Here is a 21,721-nt window from a genome sequence, read left to right as displayed (position 1 = left end):
CCTCAAGGAGCGACCATGACCGGAACCCTCATCCTCGTTCGCCACGGCCAGAGCGAATGGAACCTCAAGAACCTTTTCACCGGCTGGCGCGATCCGGGGCTGACAGAGGTCGGCATCGAGGAAGCGCGCAAGGCGGGCAAGGCGCTGAAAGCGCGCGCGATCGTACCCGATGCCTATTACACCTCCGCGCTCACCCGCGCCCAGCGGACGCTGGACCTTATGGTCGAGGAAATGGGGATCGACAACCTCACGATCGTGCGCAATCAGGCGCTCAACGAGCGCGACTATGGCGATCTCTCCGGGCTCAACAAGGACGACGCCCGCGAGAAATGGGGCGATGAGCAGGTCCATATCTGGCGCCGGTCCTATGACACGCCGCCGCCGGGCGGGGAGAGCCTGAAAGACACCGCGGCGCGGGTGCTGCCCTACTACGAGGCCGAGATCCTGCCACGCGTGAAGGCCGGCGAGACGGTGCTGGTGGTTGCCCACGGCAATTCGCTGCGCGCGCTGGTGATGGTGCTCGAAGGGCTGGGAGAAGACGAGATCCTCGCCCGCGAGATCGCGACGGGCGACCCCATCGTCTACGTGATCGACGCGGCGGGAGCGCGGGTGGCCACCGAGGCGCTCTGAGGCCGCGCGGCGCCGGGCTCAGCCGGGTCCGGCGACCAGCCCGGCTTCCCAGCCCAGAATGGCGCGCTTGCGCACGATGCCCCAGTGATAGCCGGTGAGCGCACCGGCTGCGCCCACCACGCGGTGGCAGGGGACCACAAAGGAAATCGGGTTGCGCCCCACGGCGCGCCCCACGGCCCGGGCCGCGGTGGGTCGCCCCACCGCCCGGGCCAGCGCGCCGTAACTTGCCGCAGTGCCGGCGGGGATGCGCAAAAGCGTCTCCCAGACCTTGATCTCGAACTGGCTGCCGATCATCACCAGCCGCACGGGCTGCTCGGGCGCCCAGCGGCCGGGATCAAAGATCCGCCGTGCGGTCTCGGCCACTGCCGCGTCATCGCGACGGTACCCGGCATTGGGCCAGCGGCGTGCGAGATCCTCGAACGCGGCCTCCTCGCCTCCCTGGTCGGCAAAGGCGAGGCCCGCCAGCCCGTACCGGGTCATGACCAGCACGGCAGTGCCGAAGGGCGAGGGCGCAAAGCCCCAGACCATGTCGAGCCCTTCCCCGCGCGCCCGGTAGATGCCGGGGGGGACCGCGTCATAGGTAACGAAGAGATCGTGAAGGCGCGAGGGCGCGGACAGTCCGACCTCGAAGGTGGTGTCGAGCACCGAAGCGTTCTCGCGCAGCAGCCTGCGGGCGTGGTCGAGCGCCACGGCCTGGGCGAAGGTCTTGGGGGTGAGCCCGCACCAGCGCCGGAAGATCTCGACCAGCGCCCGCTCGCTCAGCCCCAGGGTCCGGGCGAGATGGCCGAAATCCTGGGTGTCGGCCGGATGGCTCGAGAGATAGTCGATGGTCCGGGAAATGACCGCATAATCGGCCTCGGCCGGCGGGACGGGGGCGAGATCGGTGTCGATCGGGGAGGGGGCGTTGATCGTGCTCATGGGGCCATCCTAGGACGGAGCGCGCGAGGAGGCGACCCGGTTTTGACGGACCGCTGCGCTTGAGCATATCCAGTTCTGATTGAATCAGAACTGGCGCTCCAAGTCTTTGATGTGGCGCGTTTCCGAACCGGAAAAGTGTTTCCACTTTTCCTGGAAACACGCTAGGACCGCGCCCGGTGCAGAGCAGGCCCGAACTCGCGGGCAAAGAGCGCCTTGTCGTCGGGTCCGAGAAAGGCGCCGATTTCAAGGGCTCCCTCGCGCGAGGCCAGCCGCAGGGCCGTGATCCGGCCCTCATCGTCGCGCTCGGTTGAAAAGCGGACGAAGAAGGGGTTGAACCGGAGGCGCTTTTCCTTGCCCCTGGCACTCACCGAGCGCAGCTCGAGGCTGTGCCGATGCAGGACCACTTCCTCGAAGGCATGGACCTCGTTGAGCGAATGGCTCATGGCCCAGTAGAGCAGGAGCACCTCGAGCCCGAGGAACCCCACCACCGGCCATGCGCCCATGGAAAAAAAGACGAGGCCGGGCACCAGCGCCAGAAGGGCCGTGAACGCGATGACCCGATGCATGCCGGCCCGGTCCAGCGCCCGGTGGGGGGAGAGGGTGACGGCATAGATGGGGGCGGCGGGGGAAACCGGCATCATCGGCAAGCGCAACCGTTTGTCTTGTGGCTGGCGACCATCTAGAAGGATGAAAACGGCAGAAATCAATACACACAATGGCCGCACCGCGCACCCGAACCCCCCGCTCGCTCCCCAGGGCCGATATCGAGGCGATCTTTTCGGCTTTCGAGGCCGCCAATCCGCACCCGGAGGGCGAGCTGGACTATGTCAATCTCTTCACCCTTCTGGTGGCGGTGGTTTTGAGCGCGCAGGCGACCGATGTGGGGGTCAACAAGGCCACCAAGGGGCTTTTTGCAATCGCCGACACGCCCGACAAGATGGTGGCGCTGGGGCTCGAAGCGATCACCGATCACATCCGCACCATCGGGCTTTACCGCAACAAGGCCAGAAACGTGCTGGCCCTGAGCGAGAAGCTGATCGCCGAGCATGCCGGACAGGTCCCCGACAGCCGGGAGGCGCTCGAGGCGCTGCCCGGGGTGGGGCGCAAGACCGCCAATGTGGTGCTCAATATCGGATTCGGCCAGCCGGCGATCGCGGTCGATACTCATCTCTTCCGGGTGTCCAACCGCACCGGGCTCGCGCCGGGCACCACCCCGCTGGCGGTGGAAAAGGGCCTGGAACAGAAGATTCCGGCGCGCTATCTCCTGCACGCCCACCACTGGCTGATCCTGCACGGGCGCTATGTGTGCAAGGCGCGCAAGCCCGATTGCCCCTCCTGCGTCATTGCCCAATGGTGCCGCTACAGCGCCAAGACCACCGCATCCTGACCCCGGGGCGGGCCCGACCGGTTGCGCCCCGGCGCGCCATGGCGTAAGCGGAACGCTGAACCCAGGCTCATCCTCAGTTCGGGAAACAGCGCCGATGACCACACGTTTCGACGTCCTAACGATCGGCAATGCCATCGTCGACGTCATCGCCCAGATCGACGACGACTTTCTCGTGCGCGAGGGCATGACCAAATCGATCATGCACCTGGTCGATGCCGAACGCTCCGCCGAGCTTTACGAGAAGATGCCCAGCTCCAAGGCGATGATTTCGGGCGGGTCGGCGGCCAATACGGCGGCGGGGGTCGCGGCGCTGGGCGGCCGGACGGCGTTCGTGGGCAAGGTCGCCAATGACCATCTGGGCGTCACTTTTGCCAGGGATCTGGAAAAGGCCGGGATTTTTTATGAAACCGGATATCTCGAGGACGGCCCGGCCACGGCGCGCTCGATGATCTTTCTGACCGACGACAGCGAACGCACGATGAACACCTATCTGGGCGCCTGCCAAGAGCTCAGCGAGGACGATATCGTCGAAGAGACCATCGCGGCCGCAGCGATCACCTATATGGAGGGGTATCTGTGGGATCCCACGGAAGCCAAAAAGGCGTTCGTGAAAGCCGCCCATTACGCCCACAAGGCCGAGCGCGCTGCCGCGATCACGCTTTCGGACCCCTTTTGCGTCAACCGCTACCGCACCGAATTCCTCGACCTGATCCGGTCCCAGACCATGGATTACGTCTTTGCCAATATCGAGGAGGTCAAGGCGCTCTACCAGGCCGATTTCGACAGCGCGGTGCGCCAGATCGCCCAGGACGCCGAAGTGGCCGCCATCACCATGGGGGCGCGCGGGGCGATGGCGATCGCCAATGGGGAGATCGTCTCGGTGCCGGCCTTCAAGGTGGACACTGTGGCGGACGTGACCGGCGCGGGCGATCTTTTTGCCTCGGGCTTCCTGTTGGCCAATGCGCGCGGCCAGTCCATGACCGAGGCCTTGAAGCTCGGTTGCCTTGCTGCCTCGGAGGTCATCTCCCATGTGGGCGCGCGCCCGGTGGCAGACCTCCAGGAACTGGCCAGGGGCGAGGGAATCGCGGTTTAGAGCGGGCGGGGCTCAGACCTTGCGCAGCGCGACCTCGTGGATGGCGTGGTCGGCGCCTTTCTTGAGCACCAGATCGGCCCGCCCGCGGGTGGGCAGGATGTTGCGCTGGAGATTGGGCAGGTTGATGGTGCGCCAGATGCCCGTTGCCGTCTCGATGGCCTGAGCCTCGCTCAGCTCCGAGAAGCGGCGGAAAAAGCTCTTGGGATCGCGGAACGCGGTCTGGCGGAGTTTTAAGAACCGCTCCACATACCACTCTTCGAGCACCTGTTCGTCCGCATCGATATAGATCGAGAAATCGATGAAATCTGACGCGAAGACGATGGGCGAGCCAGTGCGCGGCAGATCGCCCGGCTGAAGGATGTTGAGCCCCTCCACGATCAGGATATCTGGCTTTTCCACCACGGTCTGGGCGCCGGGCACCACATCATAGACCAGGTGGGAATAGGTGGGCGCGGTGACCCTGGGGCTGCCCGATTTCACCGCGGCCAGGAACGCCACGAAGGCGGACCTGTCATAACTTTCGGGGAAGCCCTTGCGCTGCATGAGCCCGCGCGATTCCAGGACGGCATTGGGATGGAGGAACCCGTCGGTCGTGACGAGATCGACCTGGGGCGAGGACGGCCAGCGGCGCAAAAGGGCGGCGAGAATACGCGCGGTGGTGGACTTGCCCACCGCGACCGAACCGGCGACCCCGATGACGAAGGGGACCTTGGCCCCGTTATGGCCGAGAAATTTCGAGGACGCGGCGTGGATGGACTGGACCGCCTCCACATAGAACGAGAGCAGCCGGGTCAGGGGCAGATAGACTCTTTCGGCTTCCGCAAGGCTGATCGGGTCGTTGAGCGCCCGCAGCCGGCCGATATCGGCTTCCTCGAGGGTCATGGGCTCGTCGGCGCGCAGGCGCGCCCACTCGGCCATCGAGAAGGTGAGATAGGGCGCGTAATCGCGCGGTCCGGACCCGGCCATCACGAGCGCGAGGCCTTTTCCGCGTGACCCGACTGCGCCGTCCGGCGGTCGAGCTCGGCGAGGACGTCCCCGAGCGCGACGCCCTGATCGGCCCAGAGAACCAGAAGGTGGTAGAGGAGGTCGGCGCTTTCGGACACGACGCCCTGCCTGTCCCCGGCCATGGCCGCGATCACAGTCTCGACGGCTTCTTCGCCCAGCTTCTGGGCGCATTTGGCGGTGCCTTTGGCCAAAAGGCTTGCTGTATAGGACTGGTCGGGTGCGGCGGCCGCGCGGTCGGCGAGCCGGCGTTCGAGTTCATCGAGGGTCATGGGCAGCGCTCCTCCGGCGCACGAACGTGATCATCCTCACTTGCCCGTGAACCGGGCGGCGATCAAGTCCGACTTTGGGGTTGGGCACGGGGGCCGGCGCGTCAGGCGGGCCGCATGGGGATGCCGGCCCCCGCCAAATGGGCCTTAGCCTCGGCAATCGTGAAGGTGCCGAAATGAAAGATCGAGGCGGCGAGCACGGCGCTGGCATGACCGGCCACCACCCCATCGACCAGATGGTCGAGCGTGCCGACCCCGCCCGAGGCGATGATGGGAACATCGACACTGTCGGCGATGGTGCGGGTGAGCTCAAGATCGAACCCGATCCTGGTGCCGTCGCGGTCCATGGAGGTAACGAGCAATTCGCCCGCACCGCGCGCCACCGCACCGCGCGCGAAATCCACCGCGTCGATGCCGGTGGCGCGGCGGCCCCCATGGGTGAAGATTTCCCAGCGCGGCTCGGACCCTTCGCCGACGCGCTTGGCATCGACCGAGACCACGATGCACTGGTCGCCGAACTTGTCGGCGGCGCGGGCAACGAAATCGGGATCGGCCACGGCAGCGGAATTGATCGAGACCTTGTCGGCGCCCGAAAGCAGGAGCTTGCGGATGTCCTCGACGGAGCGCACGCCACCGCCCACGGTCACGGGCATGAAGCAGTGCTCGGCGGTGCGGGCCACCACGTCGAAAATCGTCTCGCGGCCCTCATGGGAGGCGGCGATATCGAGAAAGCACAATTCGTCGGCCCCCGCCGCGTCATAGGCAATGGCCGCCTCGACCGGATCACCGGCGTCGATGAGATCGACGAAATTGACGCCCTTGACGACGCGGCCGTCCTTGACGTCGAGGCACGGGATGATGCGGGTCTTGAGGGTCAAAGGGCGGCCCCGTCGTTGAGCTGGCGTTTCGCGCGTCCTCGCGGCTGCGCCGCTGCGGGCGTCGCGCGGCAGCCGTCCTTGACGTCGAGACACGGGACGATGCGGGATTCGAGACTCATCGGGCGCCCGCGCCTTTGAGCATCGCCAATGCTTCACGTGAATCAATCCGCCCGTCATAGAGCGCGCGGCCCGAGATCGCGCCTTCGAGGATGTGCGCATCGGGGGCGGTCATGCGGGCAATGTCGTCCATGCCCGCGAGCCCGCCCGAGGCAATGACGGGGATCGAGGTGGCGGCCGCAAGCTCGAGCGTGGAGGCCCAGTTGATGCCGGCGAGCACGCCGTCCCGGTCGATATCGGTGTAGATGATGGCCGCGACGCCGGCGCCCTCGAAGCGCCTGGCGAGCTCGATGGCGCTGAGCTCGGAGGTTTCGGCCCAGCCCTCGACGGCGACCTTGCCGCCCCGGGCGTCGATCCCCACCGCGATCTGGCCCGGAAAGGCGGAGCAGGCGGCCTTGACCAGATCGGGATCGCGCACCGCCACGGTGCCCAGGATCACCCGGGCGAGGCCCTTGTCGAGCCAGGCCTCAATATGGGCGAGGGTGCGGATGCCGCCCCCGAGCTGGACGGGGAAATCCACCGCCTCGAGAATCGCCTCGACCGCCGCGCCGTTGACGCTCTCGCCGGCGAAGGCGCCGTTGAGATCGACCACGTGCAGATAGGTGAATCCCTCATCCTCGAAGGCCCTGGCCTGGGCGGCGGGATTGTCGTTGAACACCGTCGCCTGATCCATGTCGCCGAGCCTGAGGCGCACGCACTGGCCGTCCTTGAGATCGATTGCGGGAAAGAGGATCATGGGCGCCAGTCCAGGAAGTTGGAAATGAGCGCCAGGCCCAGCGCCTGGCTCTTTTCGGGGTGAAACTGGGTGCCGAAGATGTTGCCCTTGCCCACCGCCGCGGTGACCGGCCCACCATAATCGGTGGTGGCCAAAACGCTTTGCGGGTCGCTGGCGACGAAATGATAGGAATGGACGAAATAGGCGTGCAGCCCGTCTTCCCCCATCGCGATGCCCTCAAAGAGCGGATGGGTGCGCGTGGGCGCGAGCGTGTTCCAGCCCATATGCGGGACCTTGAGGCTCGAATCGGCCGGGGCGATCTTTTCGACCGCGCCTGCGATCCAGCCCAGCCCTTGCGTCTCGGCCTTTTCCCGGCCCAGGGAGGCCAGCAATTGCATGCCCACGCAGATGCCGAAAAAGGGCGTGCCCTTCTCGATGACCCGCTCGTGGAGGGTTTCGACCATCGCCGGGACCGCAGCGAGCCCGGCCATGCAATCGGCAAAGGCGCCGACCCCGGGCAGGACGATGCGCTCGGCTTTGGCCACCGCGCCTGCGTCTGCGGTGACGAGGATTTCGATATCGGTGCCCTGCGCGGCGCGGGCGAAAGCCTTGGCGGCGGAGCGCAGATTGCCCGCCCCATAATCGATGATGGCGATGGTCCGGGTCATGAGCGGGGTCCGTAGCGCTGGGCGAGGAACCGGTCGACCGCGAGATCGGGGGCGGACGCGACGAGCCCGCCATGGTCGATCCAGCCGGCGCGCGTGAGCCGGGACTGAACGATGGCGGGGGCGGCGAACCCGCTCCAGAGCGCGAAGACGCCGTAAAGCCCTATGGCCGTTTCGGGGCCGAGCGAGCCGGATGCAGCAAAGAGTGCGAGGGTGACCACGGCCCAGAGCGCGAGAAACAGCAGAGCGCCCTTCCAGAGCGCCCAGAGGGGCGTGAAGAGAAACGCCGACCAGATGAACCGCTCGGGCACCGCGGCGATGGCCTCGGGGCCGTCCTCGGGCCGGGTATGGAGGGTGTAAAGGGTCATGGCCGTTCCTTTAGACCAAACCGGGGCGCAATGGGAAGGTGCCCGTTCGCGTGTCGGCGCGAGGGCTAGAGCGCATCTTATCCTGACTGAATCAGAACTGGCGCGCTAAGACTCTGATTTATCGCGTTTCCGAACCGGAAAGTGTTTCCACTTTTCCTCGAAACACCCTAGAGCACGCCCTTGGTCGAGGGGATCGCGCTGCCGGCGCGGGGGTCCTCGGCGATCGCCTCGCGCAGGGCGCGGGCGAGCGCCTTGAAAAGGCTCTCGGCGATGTGATGGGCGTTCGCGCCGTAAAGGCAGTGGGCATGGAGCGTAATGCCGGCGTTGAAGGCGAAGGCCTGGAAGAATTCGCGCACGAGCTGGGTATCGAAGCTGCCGATCTTTTCGACCCCGAAATCGGCCTCGAAAACGAGGAAGGGGCGGCCCGAGATGTCGAGGGCGACCCGGCTCAGGGTATCGTCCATGGGTAGATAGGCCGAGCCGTAGCGCGTGATGCCCGCCTTGTCGCCCAGGGCCTCGCGGAGGGCCTGGCCCAGCGCGATGCCGGTGTCCTCGACCGTGTGGTGGTCGTCGATATGGGTGTCGCCCGTCGCGCGCACGGTGATATCGATCATGGAATGGCGGGCGAGCTGGTCGAGCATGTGGTCGAAAAAGCCAACCCCGGTCGCGATGTCGCGCTTGCCGGTCCCCTCGAGATCAAGGGACACGGAAATCGCGGTTTCAGCCGTTTTGCGCTCGAGTGCGGCCTGGCGCATGATCGGGTCCTCATCGTCGTCTAAGCCGTAGTGCTCTACCAGCTTGGAGTGCGGGCGGGAAGGGTTCTGGCGGGCCGGTGCGTTGCAATCGGGGCGCGGGCGCCTAAATAAGGGCTTCGTCCCATTCAACAGAGAGCGTTTGCCTCATGACGACAGTGGTTTCGGTGCGCAGCGGCGGCAAGGTTGTGGTCGCGGGCGACGGTCAGGTTTCCCTCGGCCAGACGGTGATCAAGCACAGCGCGCGCAAGGTGCGAAAGCTCGCCGGGGGCACGGTGCTCACCGGCTTTGCCGGAGCGACCGCCGATGCCTTCACGCTTTCGGAGCGCCTCGAGGCCAAGCTCGAGCAATATCCCGGCCAGTTGATGCGCGCCTGCGTGGAGCTGGCCAAGGACTGGCGCACCGACCGCTATCTGCGCCGGCTCGAGGCGATGATGATCGTGGCGGACGCTTCGGAAACGCTGATCCTGACGGGCACGGGCGACGTGCTCTCGCCCGAGGACGGGATCGCCGCGATCGGCTCGGGCGGCAATTACGCGCTGGCGGCGGCGCGCGCGCTCACCGACAGCGGCAAGGACGCCGAGGAGATGGCGCGCCGGGCCATGGCGATCGCCGCCGACATCTGCGTTTACACCAATTCCGATTTCACCATCGAAAGCCTCGAGGCTGCGCGCTGACGCGAGCCGGAAGCCCGAGCGAGCCCCGCTTTCGCCCCTTTTCCGCATCTTTACGAAATGCGAGTGCCATGACAGACGCCAATTTCTCGCCCCGCGAGATCGTATCCGAACTCGACCGCTTCATCATCGGCCAGGCCGAAGCCAAACGCGCGGTGGCCATTGCGCTGCGCAACCGCTGGCGGCGCCAGCAGCTTCCCGAGGACATCCGCCGCGAGGTGACGCCCAAGAACATCCTGATGATCGGGCCGACCGGGGTGGGCAAGACCGAGATTTCGCGTCGGCTGGCGCGGCTGGCCCAGGCGCCCTTCATCAAGATCGAGGCCACCAAGTTCACCGAAGTGGGCTATGTGGGCCGGGACGTCGAACAGATCATCCGCGATCTCGTTGAATCGGGGCTGTCGCTGCTCAAGGACAAGCGCCGCGCCGAGGTCAAAGCCAAGGCCCATCTCAATGCCGAGGAGCGGGTGATCGACGCCCTGGTCGGGCAGTCAGCGACCCCTGCAACACGCGAAGCCTTCCGCAAGAAGCTGCGCAGCAACGAGCTCGACGACAAGGACATCGAGATCGAGGTCACCGGCCAGTCGGGCGGCACCCCGATGTTCGAAATCCCCGGCATGCCCGGTGGGGGGGCTGGCATGATCAATCTCTCGGACATGCTGGGCAAGGCCTTCGGGGGCAAGCCGCAAAAGCGCACCGTCAAGGTCAAGGACAGCTACGAGATCCTGATCAACGAGGAAGCCGACAAGCTGCTCGACCAGGACAAGCTGACCAGCGAGGCGATCGAATTGGTGGAAAACCACGGCATCGTCTTTCTCGACGAGATCGACAAGATCTGCGTGCGCGAAGGCCGCGGGGGCGGGGACGTTTCGCGCGAAGGCGTGCAGCGCGACCTGTTGCCGCTGATCGAAGGCACGACGGTTGCGACCAAGTACGGTCCGGTCAAGACCGACCACATCCTGTTCATCGCCTCGGGCGCCTTTCACGTGGCCAAGCCCTCGGACCTTTTGCCCGAACTGCAGGGGCGTCTGCCGATCCGGGTGGAACTCAAGGCGCTGACCCGCGACGATTTCATCAAGATCCTCTCGGACACCGAATATTCCCTGATCCGGCAGTATGTGGCGCTGATGGGAGCCGAAGACGTCATCCTTGAATTTACCCCCGACGCCATCGAGGCGGTGGCGGACGTGGCGGTTTCGGTCAATTCCAGCGTCGAGAACATCGGCGCGCGGCGGCTCCAGACGGTGCTCGAGAAACTGGTCGAGGACATCTCGTTTGACGCGCCGGACCGGGCGGGCACCACGGTGACGATCGATGGGGACCGGGTGCGCGACACGGTGGGCCGGATGGCCGGGGACGCCGACCTCTCGCGGTACGTTCTATGAGCGCGCGGCCCGGCGCCGCACCTCGGTGACCAGCGCGCGAAGATCCTCCTCGGACAGTGTCCCGATGGACTGCGCGAGCCGGTTGGTGAGCTCGGTGGCCTCGGGCGCCAGCCCGCCGGTATCGATGGAAATCTTGGGGTCGGAGATCTCGGCGAGGCGCTGGAGTTCTTCGGCCTCGTCCCAGATGACATTGAAATAGGCAATGATGCGCTGCACGAGGTACCAGGTGGGCTTGCCGCGCCGGCCGTGTTCGAGCGCCGAGAGATAGGCGCTCGAGACCTTGAGCGCGGCGGCCATGTCCTTGAGCGCGATGCCGCGTTCGGCGCGCATGCGGCGCAGCTTCTGGCCCAGCGGGGTCACCAGCGTTCATCCCGGCGCCGCTTGAGACGCACATAGAGCGCCCCTTCCCCCCCATGACCCACATGGGCGGGCTCCCAGCCCGATACCAGAGCCGACAGCCCCGGATCGGTCAGCCAGATGGGCACCATGGTGCGCAACACGCCCTGGCGCTCGATCTGTAGATAGCCGGTTTTCTTCAAGCCCTTGCCGGTAATGACCAGAACGGTGCGGTAACCGCGGCCGACAGTGTCGTGAACGAAGCGCTCGAGACGCGCGCGGGCGCGATCCTGGGTCATGCCGTGCAGATCGAGGGTGGCGTCGATGGGAACGCGGCCCTTTTCCACCCGGCGGCGCAGCCCCGGCTCGATCGCGCGCTTTGCGGGATCACGGCGGGGGCCCCTGGGCGCCGGCGGGGGATTGAACGGGGCGGGCGAGGGCGTGACCGAAGCGCCCCGCTTTCCGGCCAGCGGGGCGGGCGCCGGATCCCCGAGCTTTTCGAGAAAGGCCCGGGGATCGGCGGTCTTGCGCCGGGAGAGGGGGTCCACGGTCCGGCCCACCGCATCCCAGATGGTGATGTCTCCGGGGCTCAGGCCGCCCGCGCGTCCCTGTTTCGGCTTGCGTTGCATCGATGTCCCCTCATGGCCGGGCGGAGGACGGCGCTATTCGAGATCGTCGGTGGCGACGAGCTTCCAGTTGGGATCGCGGGCGCGGGTGTTGCGCATGAAGGTCCATTCGTCGGCAATGGGCACAACCTGGCCGGGCGTGCCCTCGAGCACTTCGCCCTGCGCGTCATGGGTCACAGAGACCACTTCCGCGTCGATCCGGAGCGAGACCACGGCGTTGCGCTTGTCGAGCTCGACCTCGGTGAAGACGATGTTGTTGAGCCCCACAAAGGTGAACTCGACCGTCTGGCCGGCGGCTTCGCGCTCGGCGATCGCCGCTTCGAAGCTGTCATAGACTTCCTTGTCGAGCAGCATCTTGAGCGTCTTGCGATCGCCCGCGGCAAAGGCGGTGACGATCATCTCGTAGGCGGATTTGGCGCCTTCGATGAACTGCTTGGGTGAGAAGGCGGGGTCCGCTTCCGCGATATCGGACAGCCCGCGGGCAATGGCTTCGTCGCCGTTGGAAAATTTTTCGATCTCCGCTTCGCGCTTGCGCTGGAAGCGCTCGGCGTCCGCATCATCGGGCTGGGGCTTGCGGGTGGGCATCTGGACGACCGTGTCGTCCTTGTCCTCGCGCTTGCGCGAGATGTTTTCGTAGCGCGGCGAGGGCGGACGCTCATTGCCCGTGCGGGTTCCAAGAACCGAACGCAGCCGCAACAGAACGACGATGGCGACGATGATGACGATGATGGTCGGAAAATCGAGAAACTCACCCATTGGCGTCGGCTTTCCCTCCCGGGGGTCATTTGGCATGGTGCCGGCCAGCACAAGGGTCGCAGTCCGGCAATGGGTGACCTATATATAAGTACGGGCGGCCTCGCAAACCATCTCGCTCGGCCAGATGGTGAACCCTATGTGAAGAGGGCCCCATCGCACCCGTCCGCTGGCGGGCGAAAGCCAACCCGGTAACCGCACGCGCGTGCGGCCGGTATCGAAGGGAACGGACTTTTTCATGGCCCGGATCATACTGATTTTCATCCTCGCGCTGCCGTTCATCGAAATCGCCGGATTCATCTGGGTGGGCGGGGAGATCGGGGTGCTCGCCACGATCGGCGCCACGATCCTGACCGCGGCCTTCGGCATCCTGATGCTTCGCATCCAGGGCGTCGGGCTGTTGCTCGATACCCGCGCGATGATGGCGCGCGGGGAGGTGCCGGCGCGCCAGTTCGCCGACGCCATGCTGCTGGCGCTTGCCGGACTGCTGCTTCTGGTGCCCGGCTTTTTTTCCGACCTCGTGGGGTTGCTGCTGCTCATCCCACCGCTCCGGCATGCGCTCTTTGATGCCTTGAGCCGCAATATGGTGGTGGTGACGACATATTCGCCCTCGGGACGGACCGGGTCGGCGCCCAAGGCCATCGATCTCGATGAGGACGAATACCGCTGAGCGCCCTGCGCGGGGCGCGTTCGCCTTGTCCCGCATAAGCAAAAGTGCTAGCCAGCTTGCCAAATTCCGGCCATCGGCGCCGCGTGCGCGGCCACCGCGCACCGGCCGCTGCAACCCATCAGAGCGTTTCCAGGAAACGTGAACCACTTTTCCGATTCGGAAACGCGCAAAATCAAGGACTTAGAGCTCCTGCTCCGATTCCATCAGAACAGAATATGCTCTAGCTCGCCAACACGCAGAAAAAAGGGAACCTCCCGCAATGGCAGACGACAGCAACTCTTCTCCCGAAGCCACGGCCAACTCCGGGGCCGGTGAAGCCCAGCAGGGGTCCAGGTTCGGTATCGTGGGCCAGTACATTCGGGATCTGAGCTTTGAGAACCCCAATGCGCCCACCTCCATGGTCACCCAGGGCCAGCAGCCCGCGGCCAACGTCAACATCAACGTCCAGGTCAAGAAGCAGTCCGACGAAGTCTATGCGGTGGAACTGGGCCTGACGGTCAAGACCGAGCGCGAAGGCAAGGTCGTCTATGCGGTCGAGATGGTCTATGGCGGCCTGTTCCGGGTGCAGAACGTGCCGGAAAACCAGCTCGGCGTGCTATTGATGGTTGAAGCCCCGCGCATGATCTTCCCGTTCGCGCGCCAGATTCTGGCGACCACCATCCAGTCGGGCGGCTTCCCCCCCCTGATGCTCGAGCCCTTCGACTTCCTTGCACTCTACCGGCGCAACCTTGCGGCCGCCGCAGAGCGCCGCAAGCAGCAGGGTGAAGACGCAGACGCGGCCGGGAACGCCAACGGCGGCGAGGACACTCCGACCGTCAACTGATCGGCATCCCGCAGGGCGACGAAACGCTCGAGGCCCCGGTTCACAGCGAGCCGGGGCCTTCGTGTTTCCGCAACAGGCTCAGCTTTGGCCGTAACGCGACCAGAGAGCCTTCTCGCCCATCTCAGCGATGAAGGCGGCGTGCTGCCTGGCCTGGTTGGCATCGAGCCGGGCGGGCAGCGGGGCGGGGCGCTGGCGCGCGGGGCCCTGCGGGGTTTGGGTTCCCTCGCCCTGGCGGCCCGAGCGGTCCGCGAGCGCAAGGCCCACCTGCCGCCCGCCAATGAGCTCGAGATAGACCTCCGCCAGGATTTCGCTGTCGAGCAGGGCGCCGTGGAGCGTGCGCCTCGAATTGTCGATGCCGTAGTGCCGGCAAAGCGCATCCAGGCTGACGCGCGCGCCCGGATGGACCTTGCGGGCGAGCGCAACCGTATCGATCACGGGGTTGGAGAGCCGCGCGCGCGACGCCCATTCGAGCTCGGCATTGAGAAAGCCCATGTCGAAGGGCGCGTTGTGGATGACGAGGGTATCGTCTCCGATGAAATCGAGAAAGCGGTCGGCCAGATCGGCAAAGAGCGGCTTGTCGCTGAGAAACTGCTCGGAAAGCCCGTGGACGCGGAAGGCTTCCTCGGGCATGTCGCGCCGGGGATTGATATAGATGTGGTGGTGCCGACCGGTGGGCACGTGGTTGATGAGCTCGACGCAGCCGATCTCGACAACCCGGTGCCCCTCGGCGGGAGAAAGGCCGGTGGTCTCGGTATCGAGAACGATCTCACGCATGGCTTGCCTTGACGTCCGGTTCGGCGCGCCCGCTCAGGAGGCGGTGCTCTGGGCCTTGAGGGCTTCGATGAGCGCCCTCGTCCTTCCCAGTGTGTCGTCCATGGTCCCCGAGGTGTCAATCAGGTGGTCGGCCAGTCCACGCTTTTCGTCCTGTGACATCTGGCGCGCGAGGATCATGTCGAGCTTGGCACCGGTCATGTTGGGCCGCGCCAGCGCGCGGGCACGCAGGGTCTCTGGCGCGCAATGGGTGACCACCACGACGTCGAGGGGATAGCGCGAGCCGGTCTCAAACAGCAGCGGGATCTCGACCACGGCCATCGGGGCCCCCTCGGCTTCGGCGGCATCGAAAAACGCCTGGGCCTTGTCGCGGACCATGGGATGGACCACCGCTTCGAGTTCGGCGACCCTCTCGGGGGCTTGCGAGAGCATGGCCGAGAGCGCCGAGCGATCGACCCGGCCCTCGCGCACGACGCCGGGGAACATGGTTTCGAGCGTGGGGGCCGCTTCGCCCGCGTAAAGCTCATGGACGGCCGCATCGGCGGAATAGGTGGGGATCCCTTCCTCCTCGAACGCCTTGAGAACCGTTGTCTTTCCGGTCGCTATCGACCCGGTGAGCCCTATGCGCAGCATGATCTCAGTTTTTGTCTCCCATCGCCGCGAGCACCGCATCGCGGAGCGCTGGCGTGACCTGCGGGGTCTGTCCGAACCAGGCGGCAAAACCGGGCACCGCCTGATGGAGCAGCATGCCCAATCCATCCACCGTTCTCTTGCCAGCCCGGTGCGCCGCTTGCAACAGTTCCGTCTCGAGCGGGGTGTAGACGATGTCGTTGACCACCGCATCCTGACCGAGACGTGCGGGGTCGAGCGCGTCGAACCGGCTGCCGCCCATGCCGATCGCGGTGGTGTTGACCAGAAGGCCGGTGCCTGGAGCAAGGCTCTCATAGGCCTCGAGCCCATCGGCGGCCACGCCCTGGCGGCCGGCCCCCAGCTCCCGGGCAAGCCCATGGGCGCGGTCTGGCGAGCGGTTGAGGATGACGATCTCGGGAACGCCGCGCTCGATCAGCGCGACGATGATGGCGCGGGCTGCCCCACCCGCGCCCAGAACGATGGCACGCTCCAACCCCTGGCTCCAGCCGGGGGCGCCCGTGTCGAGATTGGCGAGAAAGCCCGGGCAGTCCGTGTTGTGGCCCATGACCCTGCCCGAGGTGGCGACAAGCGTGTTGACCGCGCCGATGCGCCGGGCGAGGGGATCGAGGTCGTCGCAGAGCGCCAGCACCGCCTCCTTGTGGGGGATGGTGACATTGCCTCCCGCAAAGGCGCCTTCGCGCAGGCGCGCGATGAAGCCTTCGAGATCTCCGGGCGCGACATCGATCGCCTCATAGCTGCTGCCCTCGATCCCCAGCGCGTCGAGCCAGAACCGGTGGATGACGGGAGATTTGGAATGCGCGATGGGGTGTCCGATGACAAAGGCGCGGGCCATGGAAAATCCTGGATTGGGGGTAGAGAAAAGGAGCTATAAGTCTTTGATTTGTCGCGTTTGCGAAGCGGAAAAGTGTTTCCACTCTTGCTGGAAACACTCTAGAGGGATTCGGGCGCGATCCGGCCAAGCACGGACAGCAGCGCCAGGAGCGGCAGGCCCAGAATGGTGAAATAATCGCCCTCGATGCGCTCAAAGAGCCGGATGGAGGGACCCTCGAGACGATATCCACCCACCGAGGTGAGGACCCGCTCGCCTTCGAGCGCGAGCACGGCCTCGAGTTCGGCGCGGGTGAAGGGCTTCATGGTGAGGCGCGCGGACTGGACGTGGGTCCAGAGCACCCGGCCCTCGCGGGCCAGCGCCACCCCGGCATGGAGCGCGTGGGTACGCCCGGCGAGCGCGGCGAGCTGGGCCGTGGCATAGGCAAGGGTGGCGGGCTTGTGGATTTCCCGTCCCTCGCATTCCAGGGTCTGGTCGGCCCCGATCACCAGATCGTGCGGGCGGGCGGCGCTGACGGCAAGGGCCTTGTGCTCGGCGAGGCCAACCGCGACCGCGCGCCGGTCGGTTGCATCGGGAAGGGACGCCTCGAGCGCGCGCTCGTCGATCTGCGCGGGCTCGAGCGCAAAACGCAGGCCGGCGTTTTCCAGAAGGGCTTTGCGGGTGGGGCTTTTGGAGGCAAGTACCAGCATTGATAACCCTTTAGCAGCACGGAGCGGGACAATGATTCACAGTGTTATCCCCGAGATTGCCCCCGATGGGCAAGAGCGCCAGTACCGGCCGATCTTTCCCCGCTGACCCAAAGACCATCAACAGGCCGGACGCGGTGGAAAAAATTGGTGGGGTGTGGACAAGTGCGGGGAAGCGCGCAGTCTCACCAGCGCCACAGATGCTAACGAAAGGTTAACGATTCCCACAGGCGCCATATTGGTTAACGCAGTGTTAATCCGGGCCTTCCCCAAGCTGTCCCCAAGCCGCCCTGTGCAAGGATTCCTCCGAGCGTAACAAGAGGCCTGCGGGACATGGTCGCGTGCCCCGCTTCTTGTGGCCATACGCCAATCCATGCAAAACACAGCTATAAAGAAGAAACAGAGTCATATTAGACTCTTAGGAATGGATCAGGAGACCGACGCCCCTTGCCCGACGAGACCTTTGCCACGGCCACCCACAAGCCGCTTCTCGCCACGGTGATGGGCGAACGCCAACCCCGCCCACCGATGTGGATCATGCGTCAGGCCGGCCGGTATCTTCCCGAATATCTCGACGTGCGCGAAAAGGCCGGGAGCTTTCTCGATCTGTGCTACACGCCGGAGCTGGCGAGCGAGGTGACCCTGCAGCCGCTCAAACGATTCGATCTCGATGCGGCGATCCTTTTTTCCGATATTCTGGTGATCCCCGATGCGCTGGGACAACCCGTCCGGTTCGAAAAGGGCACTGGACCGATCCTCGAGCCGATCGGGGCCGATGACATCTCGGACCTGTCTCCGGAAAAGGTCCTGGATAAACTTTCTCCCGTGTTCGAAACCATCGACCGGGTGAAATCGGCTCTTGATCCGGAAAAGACCATGATCGGGTTTTGCGGCGCCCCCTGGACCGTTGCCACCTACATGATCGGGGGCCGCGGCTCGACAGACCAGGCGGCGGCCCGCCAGTTCGCCTATGAGCACCCCGAGGCTTTTTCCGCCCTGATGGATGTTCTGGTCGAGGCCTCGGCGCGTTATCTCGTCGCCCAGTTCAAGGCGGGCGCGGACGTTGTCCAAATCTTTGAAAGCTGGGCGCTCAATCTCGACGAGGACGCGTTTACAGCCCAGGTGATCGAACCCAATGCGCGCATCGTCGCGCGCGTGCGCCAGGAGATTCCGGACGCTCCCATCATCGGGTTTCCCCGTGGCGCTGCCGGGATGGTCGCGCGGTATGCCAAGGCAACAGGGGTCACCGCGCTGGGGCTCGATCATTCCATGCCGCTGACCTTCGCCGATAGTGCGCTCGTGCCCTCGATGCCGGTGCAGGGCAATCTCGATCCATTGCGGCTGGTGGCGGGCGGCGAGCAGATGATTTCCCGGGCCGGGGCGATCATCGATGGCTTTGCGGGCCGGCCGCATATCTTCAATTTGGGCCATGGCATCGTGCCCCAGACCCCGATCGCGCATGTGGCGGCGCTGGTCGAGTTCGTGAAATCGGGCCATTGGCGATGAATTTCTACCCCTGGGTCCTCTCGCTCCACGTGATTTCGGTGATCGCGTGGATGGCCGGGTCGCTCTATCTGCCGCGGCTTTTCGTCTATCACGCCGATGCCGAGCACGGCTCGGTGCAGTCGGAAACCTTCAAGGTGATGGAGCGCCGGCTTTTGAAGGCGATCACGACCCCGGCAATGATTGCGAGCTGGCTGTTTGGGCTGATCCTGGCCTTCGGCTACGGGGTCGTGGATTTTTCACAGGGCTGGATGTGGCTCAAGGCGGCGCTGGTGATCGCCCTTTCGGGGTTCCACGGGCTTTTGACCCGCCACTACAAGGCCTTTGCAAGGGACGCCAATGACAAGCCAGCCCGCTACTTCCGGGTGATCAACGAAGTGCCCACGCTCCTGATGATCGGCATCGTCATCGCGGTGATCGTGCGCCCATTCTGAAGTGCTCTGCCGGCCTGGGCCTTGGGTATGGCTTGCAAAGAGGTCCGGATTCGGTCTATGCAGGGACAAGAGCACACGCATTCGCCGTGAATCGGGCCACACCAGAGCCTGAACAGCTTCTCTCCCCTCATATGCCTCGTCTTACGTTCATTCTCCCGCGAGAACGCCGATCATGGAATTCATGAAGCTTCGGGACCTCAAGGCCAAATCTCCGGCCGAGCTGCAGTCCTTCGCCGAAACCCTCGACATCGAGAACGCCAACACCCTGCGCAAGCAGGAGTTGATGTTCGCCATTCTCAAGCAATTGGCAACGCGCGACGTCGAGATCATTGGCGAAGGCGTGGTGGAAGTTCTTCCCGATGGCTTCGGGTTTCTGCGCTCGCCGGACGCCAACTATCTTCCGGGGCCCGACGACATCTATGTGAGCCCCTCCCAGATCCGCCGGTTCGGCCTGCGCACCGGGGATACGGTCGAGGGCCAGATCCGCTCTCCCAAGGAAGGCGAGCGCTATTTCGCGCTTCTCAAGGTCAATACGATCAATTTCGAAGAGCCTGAAAAGGTTCGTCACAAGATCAATTTCGACAATCTCACCCCGCTTTATCCCGACCAGCGGATGAAAATGGAGATCGAGGATCCGACGGTGAAGGATCGCTCGGCCCGGGTCATCGATCTGGTGGCACCGCTCGGCAAGGGCCAGCGCGCGTTGATCGTGGCGCCGCCGCGCACTGGTAAGACCGTATTGTTGCAGAATATCGCACAATCGATCGCGACCAATCACCCCGAGTGCTATCTGATCGTGCTGCTGATCGACGAGCGGCCCGAGGAAGTGACAGACATGCAGCGCTCGGTGAAGGGAGAGGTGATTTCCTCGACCTTTGACGAGCCGGCCTCGCGCCACGTTCAGGTGGCTGAAATGGTGATCGAGAAGGCCAAGCGCCTTGTCGAACACAAGCGCGATGTCGTGATCCTGCTCGATTCGATCACCCGGCTGGGACGCGCCTACAACACCGTGGTGCCGTCCTCGGGCAAGGTGCTGACCGGCGGCGTGGACGCCAACGCGCTGCAGCGCCCCAAGCGCTTTTTCGGCGCTGCGCGCAATATCGAGGATGGGGGATCGCTTACCATCATCTCCACGGCGCTGATCGACACCGGCAGCCGCATGGACGAGGTGATTTTCGAAGAGTTCAAGGGAACGGGAAACTCGGAAATTGTCCTCGATCGCAAGGTTTCGGACAAGCGCGTCTTCCCGGCGATCGACGTCCTGAAATCGGGCACGCGCAAGGAAGAGTTGCTGGTGGAATCCGATATCCTGCGCAAGATGTATGTGCTGCGGCGCATTCTCAATCCCATGGGCACGGTCGATGCCATGGAGTTCCTGCTCGACAAGCTGCGCCAGACCAAGACCAATTCCGATTTCTTTGAATCCATGAATACCTGATCGGGCCGCTTGGCAGGGGCAGCAATGGCACCCGGCAAACCAACAATCGTTGCCCTGTCTTCAGGCGCCTTGCCCTCCGGTGTGGCCGTCATCCGGATTTCCGGACCGGCGACGCGGAATGCCCTCGAGCGCGTTGTGGACGCGCTACCCCCGGAGCGGCGGATGGTGCTGAGGTGCATTCTCGATCCCCAGACCGGCGAGCTGCTCGACACAGGCCTTGTTGCCTATTTTCCAGCCCCTCGATCCTTCACCGGCGAGGATTGCGCGGAACTGCAGGTTCACGGATCGCGGGCCGTGGTCAACGCGATCCTCGACAGCCTCGTCGCGTTGCCCGGTGTTGAACTCGCCGACGCCGGGGCCTTTACCCGGCGAGCTTTCGAGAACGGAAAGCTCGATCTTGCTGAGATAGAGGGGTTGGGGGATCTGCTCGCGGCCGAGACAACAGGCCAGCGGCGCCAGGCCATCGCCCGCGCTCAGGGCGGGCTCTCAACTCGCATCGCAGACTGGCGCGAGAGTCTGGTTTCCCTGCGCGCGGAGCTTGAAGCGCTTCTCGACTTTTCCGATGAAGGCGATGTGCCTGAGGGGCTGGAGGCCGACTTCCGGTCCCGGATGGGACACCTGCGGACGGCAATTGCCCGGGAGCTCGCCGGATACGAGCGCGGGAGAATTGTTCGCGAAGGCTTCCGGATCGCCCTCGGGGGCCCGCCCAATGCGGGGAAATCAAGCCTTCTCAATGCCCTGGCCGGCTCGGAGGTGGCGATCGTCACTGCCGAAGCGGGCACGACAAGGGATACGCGGGACGTCGCCCTCTCGATCGGGGGCCAACTCGTGCTGCTGGTCGATACCGCAGGTATCCGCGAGACCGAGAGCCTTGCGGAGGCCGAAGGCATCCGGCGGGCACGAGACGCCTTTGACGCGGCGGACCTTGTGCTCTGGCTCTCGGCGCCGGACGTCCAAGGCCTGCCCTCGCCGGATATCGCGGTTCCGGTCTGGGACCTTGCGACCAAGACCGACCTGGTGGCGCCGGCGGCCGGGCCCGCAATGGGCGTATCGGCCCTGACTGGGGACGGTATCGAAGCGTTGATTGGGCGCATCGAGACCCATATCGCCGAGGCTCATGGAACAGGCGAGCCTGAGCTGATTTCGCGTTTGCGCGACAAGGGTGCGCTGGAGGGCGCTCTGGCAGCGCTTGACCGCGCGGCTGATTTGCTCGACAACCCCGAACTTGCCGCGGAAGAGCTGAGAGCCTGCGCTGACGTGCTCGCACGCTTTTTAGGCGTGATGGATGCCGAGGCCGTGCTGGATCGGTTGTTTTCGGGCTTCTGCATCGGGAAGTGATTCACGTGAA

Annotated in this window: 27 protein-coding genes; 11 read left to right on the top strand and 16 right to left on the bottom strand. The window is 65.1% G+C overall.

What is annotated here, in order from left to right; translation table 11 throughout:
• The first annotated feature begins 15 nt into the window (after window positions 1–15).
• Complete coding sequence (locus EO136_RS07150) at window positions 16–630, top strand: 2,3-bisphosphoglycerate-dependent phosphoglycerate mutase (protein ID WP_127143782.1); 615 nt, start codon at window positions 16–18, stop codon at window positions 628–630.
• Window positions 631–648: 18 nt separating this feature from the next.
• Here EO136_RS07150 and EO136_RS07145 read toward each other — a convergent pair whose 3' ends face one another.
• Both EO136_RS07145 and EO136_RS07140 read right to left on the bottom strand, forming a co-directional pair.
• Entirely contained in the window at window positions 649–1,539 is an 891-nt protein-coding gene (locus EO136_RS07145) for a methylated-DNA--[protein]-cysteine S-methyltransferase (protein WP_246018285.1), read from the bottom strand.
• A gap of 170 nt (window positions 1,540–1,709) precedes the next feature.
• Window positions 1,710–2,189 (bottom strand): DUF2244 domain-containing protein, encoded by a 480-nt coding sequence (locus tag EO136_RS07140; protein ID WP_127143780.1) that lies wholly within the window; start codon window positions 2,187–2,189, stop codon window positions 1,710–1,712.
• A 74-nt stretch (window positions 2,190–2,263) separates the two neighbouring features.
• On the opposite strand from EO136_RS07140, the gene nth reads away from it, so the two are divergent.
• Together nth and EO136_RS07130 are read left to right on the top strand one after the other, a co-directional pair.
• Entirely contained in the window at window positions 2,264–2,935 is a 672-nt protein-coding gene (nth, locus tag EO136_RS07135) for an endonuclease III (RefSeq protein WP_127143779.1), read from the top strand.
• 94 nt (window positions 2,936–3,029) lie between these two features.
• Entirely contained in the window at window positions 3,030–4,028 is a 999-nt protein-coding gene (locus EO136_RS07130; protein WP_127143778.1) for an adenosine kinase, read from the top strand.
• 12 nt (window positions 4,029–4,040) lie between these two features.
• On the opposite strand, the gene coaA is transcribed toward EO136_RS07130, so the two are convergent.
• The 7 genes from coaA to hisB all read right to left on the bottom strand — a co-directional run bounded on the left by coaA (window position 4,041) and on the right by hisB (window position 8,797).
• Window positions 4,041–4,994 carry a type I pantothenate kinase gene (gene coaA, locus EO136_RS07125; protein ID WP_127143777.1) on the bottom strand — a complete coding sequence of 318 codons (954 nt, stop codon included), beginning with the start codon at window positions 4,992–4,994 and terminating at the stop codon, window positions 4,041–4,043.
• Entirely contained in the window at window positions 4,994–5,302 is a 309-nt protein-coding gene (locus EO136_RS07120) for a phosphoribosyl-ATP diphosphatase (RefSeq protein ID WP_127143776.1), read from the bottom strand. Before EO136_RS07120 ends, coaA begins: the two co-directional genes overlap by 1 nt.
• Window positions 5,303–5,403: 101 nt before the next feature.
• A complete protein-coding gene (hisF, locus tag EO136_RS07115; RefSeq protein ID WP_127143775.1) occupies window positions 5,404–6,177 on the bottom strand; it encodes an imidazole glycerol phosphate synthase subunit HisF in 774 nt (257 codons plus the stop codon).
• A gap of 115 nt (window positions 6,178–6,292) precedes the next feature.
• Window positions 6,293–7,030 (bottom strand): 1-(5-phosphoribosyl)-5-[(5-phosphoribosylamino)methylideneamino]imidazole-4-carboxamide isomerase, encoded by a 738-nt coding sequence (gene hisA / locus EO136_RS07110; protein ID WP_127143774.1) that lies wholly within the window; start codon window positions 7,028–7,030, stop codon window positions 6,293–6,295.
• Window positions 7,027–7,677 (bottom strand): imidazole glycerol phosphate synthase subunit HisH, encoded by a 651-nt coding sequence (gene hisH, locus EO136_RS07105; protein ID WP_127143773.1) that lies wholly within the window; start codon window positions 7,675–7,677, stop codon window positions 7,027–7,029. Before hisH ends, hisA begins: the two co-directional genes overlap by 4 nt.
• Window positions 7,674–8,042: a DUF2628 domain-containing protein gene (locus EO136_RS07100; RefSeq protein WP_127143772.1), complete on the bottom strand. Its 369-nt coding sequence runs from the start codon at window positions 8,040–8,042 to the stop codon at window positions 7,674–7,676. The genes hisH and EO136_RS07100 overlap by 4 nt, the downstream gene beginning before the upstream one ends.
• Before the next feature lie 167 nt (window positions 8,043–8,209).
• A complete protein-coding gene (hisB, locus tag EO136_RS07095; protein ID WP_127143771.1) occupies window positions 8,210–8,797 on the bottom strand; it encodes an imidazoleglycerol-phosphate dehydratase HisB in 588 nt (195 codons plus the stop codon).
• Between the two features lie 146 nt (window positions 8,798–8,943).
• On the opposite strand from hisB, the gene hslV reads away from it, so the two are divergent.
• Together hslV and hslU are read left to right on the top strand one after the other, a co-directional pair.
• Entirely contained in the window at window positions 8,944–9,471 is a 528-nt protein-coding gene (hslV, locus tag EO136_RS07090; protein ID WP_127143770.1) for an ATP-dependent protease subunit HslV, read from the top strand.
• A 68-nt stretch (window positions 9,472–9,539) separates the two neighbouring features.
• Window positions 9,540–10,853 carry an ATP-dependent protease ATPase subunit HslU gene (hslU, locus tag EO136_RS07085; protein ID WP_127143769.1) on the top strand — a complete coding sequence of 438 codons (1,314 nt, stop codon included), beginning with the start codon at window positions 9,540–9,542 and terminating at the stop codon, window positions 10,851–10,853.
• On the opposite strand, the gene EO136_RS07080 is transcribed toward hslU, so the two are convergent.
• From EO136_RS07080 to EO136_RS07070, 3 genes are read right to left on the bottom strand one after another with little or no spacing between them, the layout of a single operon-like run.
• Window positions 10,848–11,213: a helix-turn-helix domain-containing protein gene (locus EO136_RS07080; protein WP_127143768.1), complete on the bottom strand. Its 366-nt coding sequence runs from the start codon at window positions 11,211–11,213 to the stop codon at window positions 10,848–10,850. The two genes, hslU and EO136_RS07080, sit on opposite strands and share 6 nt — an antisense overlap.
• A complete protein-coding gene (locus tag EO136_RS07075) occupies window positions 11,210–11,818 on the bottom strand; it encodes a Smr/MutS family protein (protein WP_127143767.1) in 609 nt (202 codons plus the stop codon). The genes EO136_RS07080 and EO136_RS07075 overlap by 4 nt, the downstream gene beginning before the upstream one ends.
• Window positions 11,819–11,851: 33 nt before the next feature.
• Window positions 11,852–12,571, bottom strand: coding sequence for a Tim44/TimA family putative adaptor protein (locus EO136_RS07070; protein WP_164730478.1), 720 nt, complete (start codon window positions 12,569–12,571; stop codon window positions 11,852–11,854).
• Between the two features lie 235 nt (window positions 12,572–12,806).
• Here EO136_RS07070 and EO136_RS07065 point away from each other — a divergent pair, with 235 nt between their 5' ends.
• Both EO136_RS07065 and secB read left to right on the top strand, forming a co-directional pair.
• Window positions 12,807–13,238 (top strand): FxsA family protein, encoded by a 432-nt coding sequence (locus EO136_RS07065; protein ID WP_127143765.1) that lies wholly within the window; start codon window positions 12,807–12,809, stop codon window positions 13,236–13,238.
• Window positions 13,239–13,497: 259 nt separating this feature from the next.
• Window positions 13,498–14,061: a protein-export chaperone SecB gene (gene secB, locus EO136_RS07060; protein WP_127143764.1), complete on the top strand. Its 564-nt coding sequence runs from the start codon at window positions 13,498–13,500 to the stop codon at window positions 14,059–14,061.
• A gap of 78 nt (window positions 14,062–14,139) precedes the next feature.
• On the opposite strand, the gene dnaQ is transcribed toward secB, so the two are convergent.
• From dnaQ to EO136_RS07040, 4 genes are all read right to left on the bottom strand, one after another.
• Entirely contained in the window at window positions 14,140–14,835 is a 696-nt protein-coding gene (gene dnaQ, locus EO136_RS07055; protein ID WP_127143763.1) for a DNA polymerase III subunit epsilon, read from the bottom strand.
• 33 nt (window positions 14,836–14,868) lie between these two features.
• Window positions 14,869–15,465, bottom strand: coding sequence for a dephospho-CoA kinase (coaE, locus tag EO136_RS07050; protein WP_127143762.1), 597 nt, complete (start codon window positions 15,463–15,465; stop codon window positions 14,869–14,871).
• A gap of 4 nt (window positions 15,466–15,469) precedes the next feature.
• Window positions 15,470–16,315 (bottom strand): shikimate dehydrogenase, encoded by an 846-nt coding sequence (locus EO136_RS07045; RefSeq protein ID WP_127143761.1) that lies wholly within the window; start codon window positions 16,313–16,315, stop codon window positions 15,470–15,472.
• Window positions 16,316–16,413: 98 nt separating this feature from the next.
• Window positions 16,414–17,001, bottom strand: a complete 588-nt coding sequence (locus EO136_RS07040; protein WP_127143760.1) for a Maf family protein — start codon at window positions 16,999–17,001, stop codon at window positions 16,414–16,416.
• 444 nt (window positions 17,002–17,445) lie between these two features.
• Here EO136_RS07040 and hemE point away from each other — a divergent pair, with 444 nt between their 5' ends.
• From hemE to mnmE, 4 genes are all read left to right on the top strand, one after another.
• A complete protein-coding gene (hemE, locus tag EO136_RS07035; protein WP_281280371.1) occupies window positions 17,446–18,504 on the top strand; it encodes a uroporphyrinogen decarboxylase in 1,059 nt (352 codons plus the stop codon).
• Window positions 18,501–18,935 carry a protoporphyrinogen oxidase HemJ gene (gene hemJ / locus EO136_RS07030; RefSeq protein WP_127143759.1) on the top strand — a complete coding sequence of 145 codons (435 nt, stop codon included), beginning with the start codon at window positions 18,501–18,503 and terminating at the stop codon, window positions 18,933–18,935. The genes hemE and hemJ overlap by 4 nt, the downstream gene beginning before the upstream one ends.
• Before the next feature lie 172 nt (window positions 18,936–19,107).
• Window positions 19,108–20,373: a transcription termination factor Rho gene (gene rho, locus EO136_RS07025; protein WP_127143758.1), complete on the top strand. Its 1,266-nt coding sequence runs from the start codon at window positions 19,108–19,110 to the stop codon at window positions 20,371–20,373.
• A gap of 24 nt (window positions 20,374–20,397) precedes the next feature.
• Window positions 20,398–21,711, top strand: a complete 1,314-nt coding sequence (mnmE, locus tag EO136_RS07020) for a tRNA uridine-5-carboxymethylaminomethyl(34) synthesis GTPase MnmE (protein WP_127143757.1) — start codon at window positions 20,398–20,400, stop codon at window positions 21,709–21,711.
• The last annotated feature ends 10 nt before the right edge of the window (window positions 21,712–21,721 follow it).

It is taken from the genome of Pelagibacterium montanilacus, assembly GCF_003992665.1.
Classification (GTDB): domain Bacteria; phylum Pseudomonadota; class Alphaproteobacteria; order Rhizobiales; family Devosiaceae; genus Pelagibacterium; species Pelagibacterium montanilacus.
Note: the sequence above shows the minus strand (reverse complement) of the source record. Positions and strands in the feature narration are given on the sequence as shown.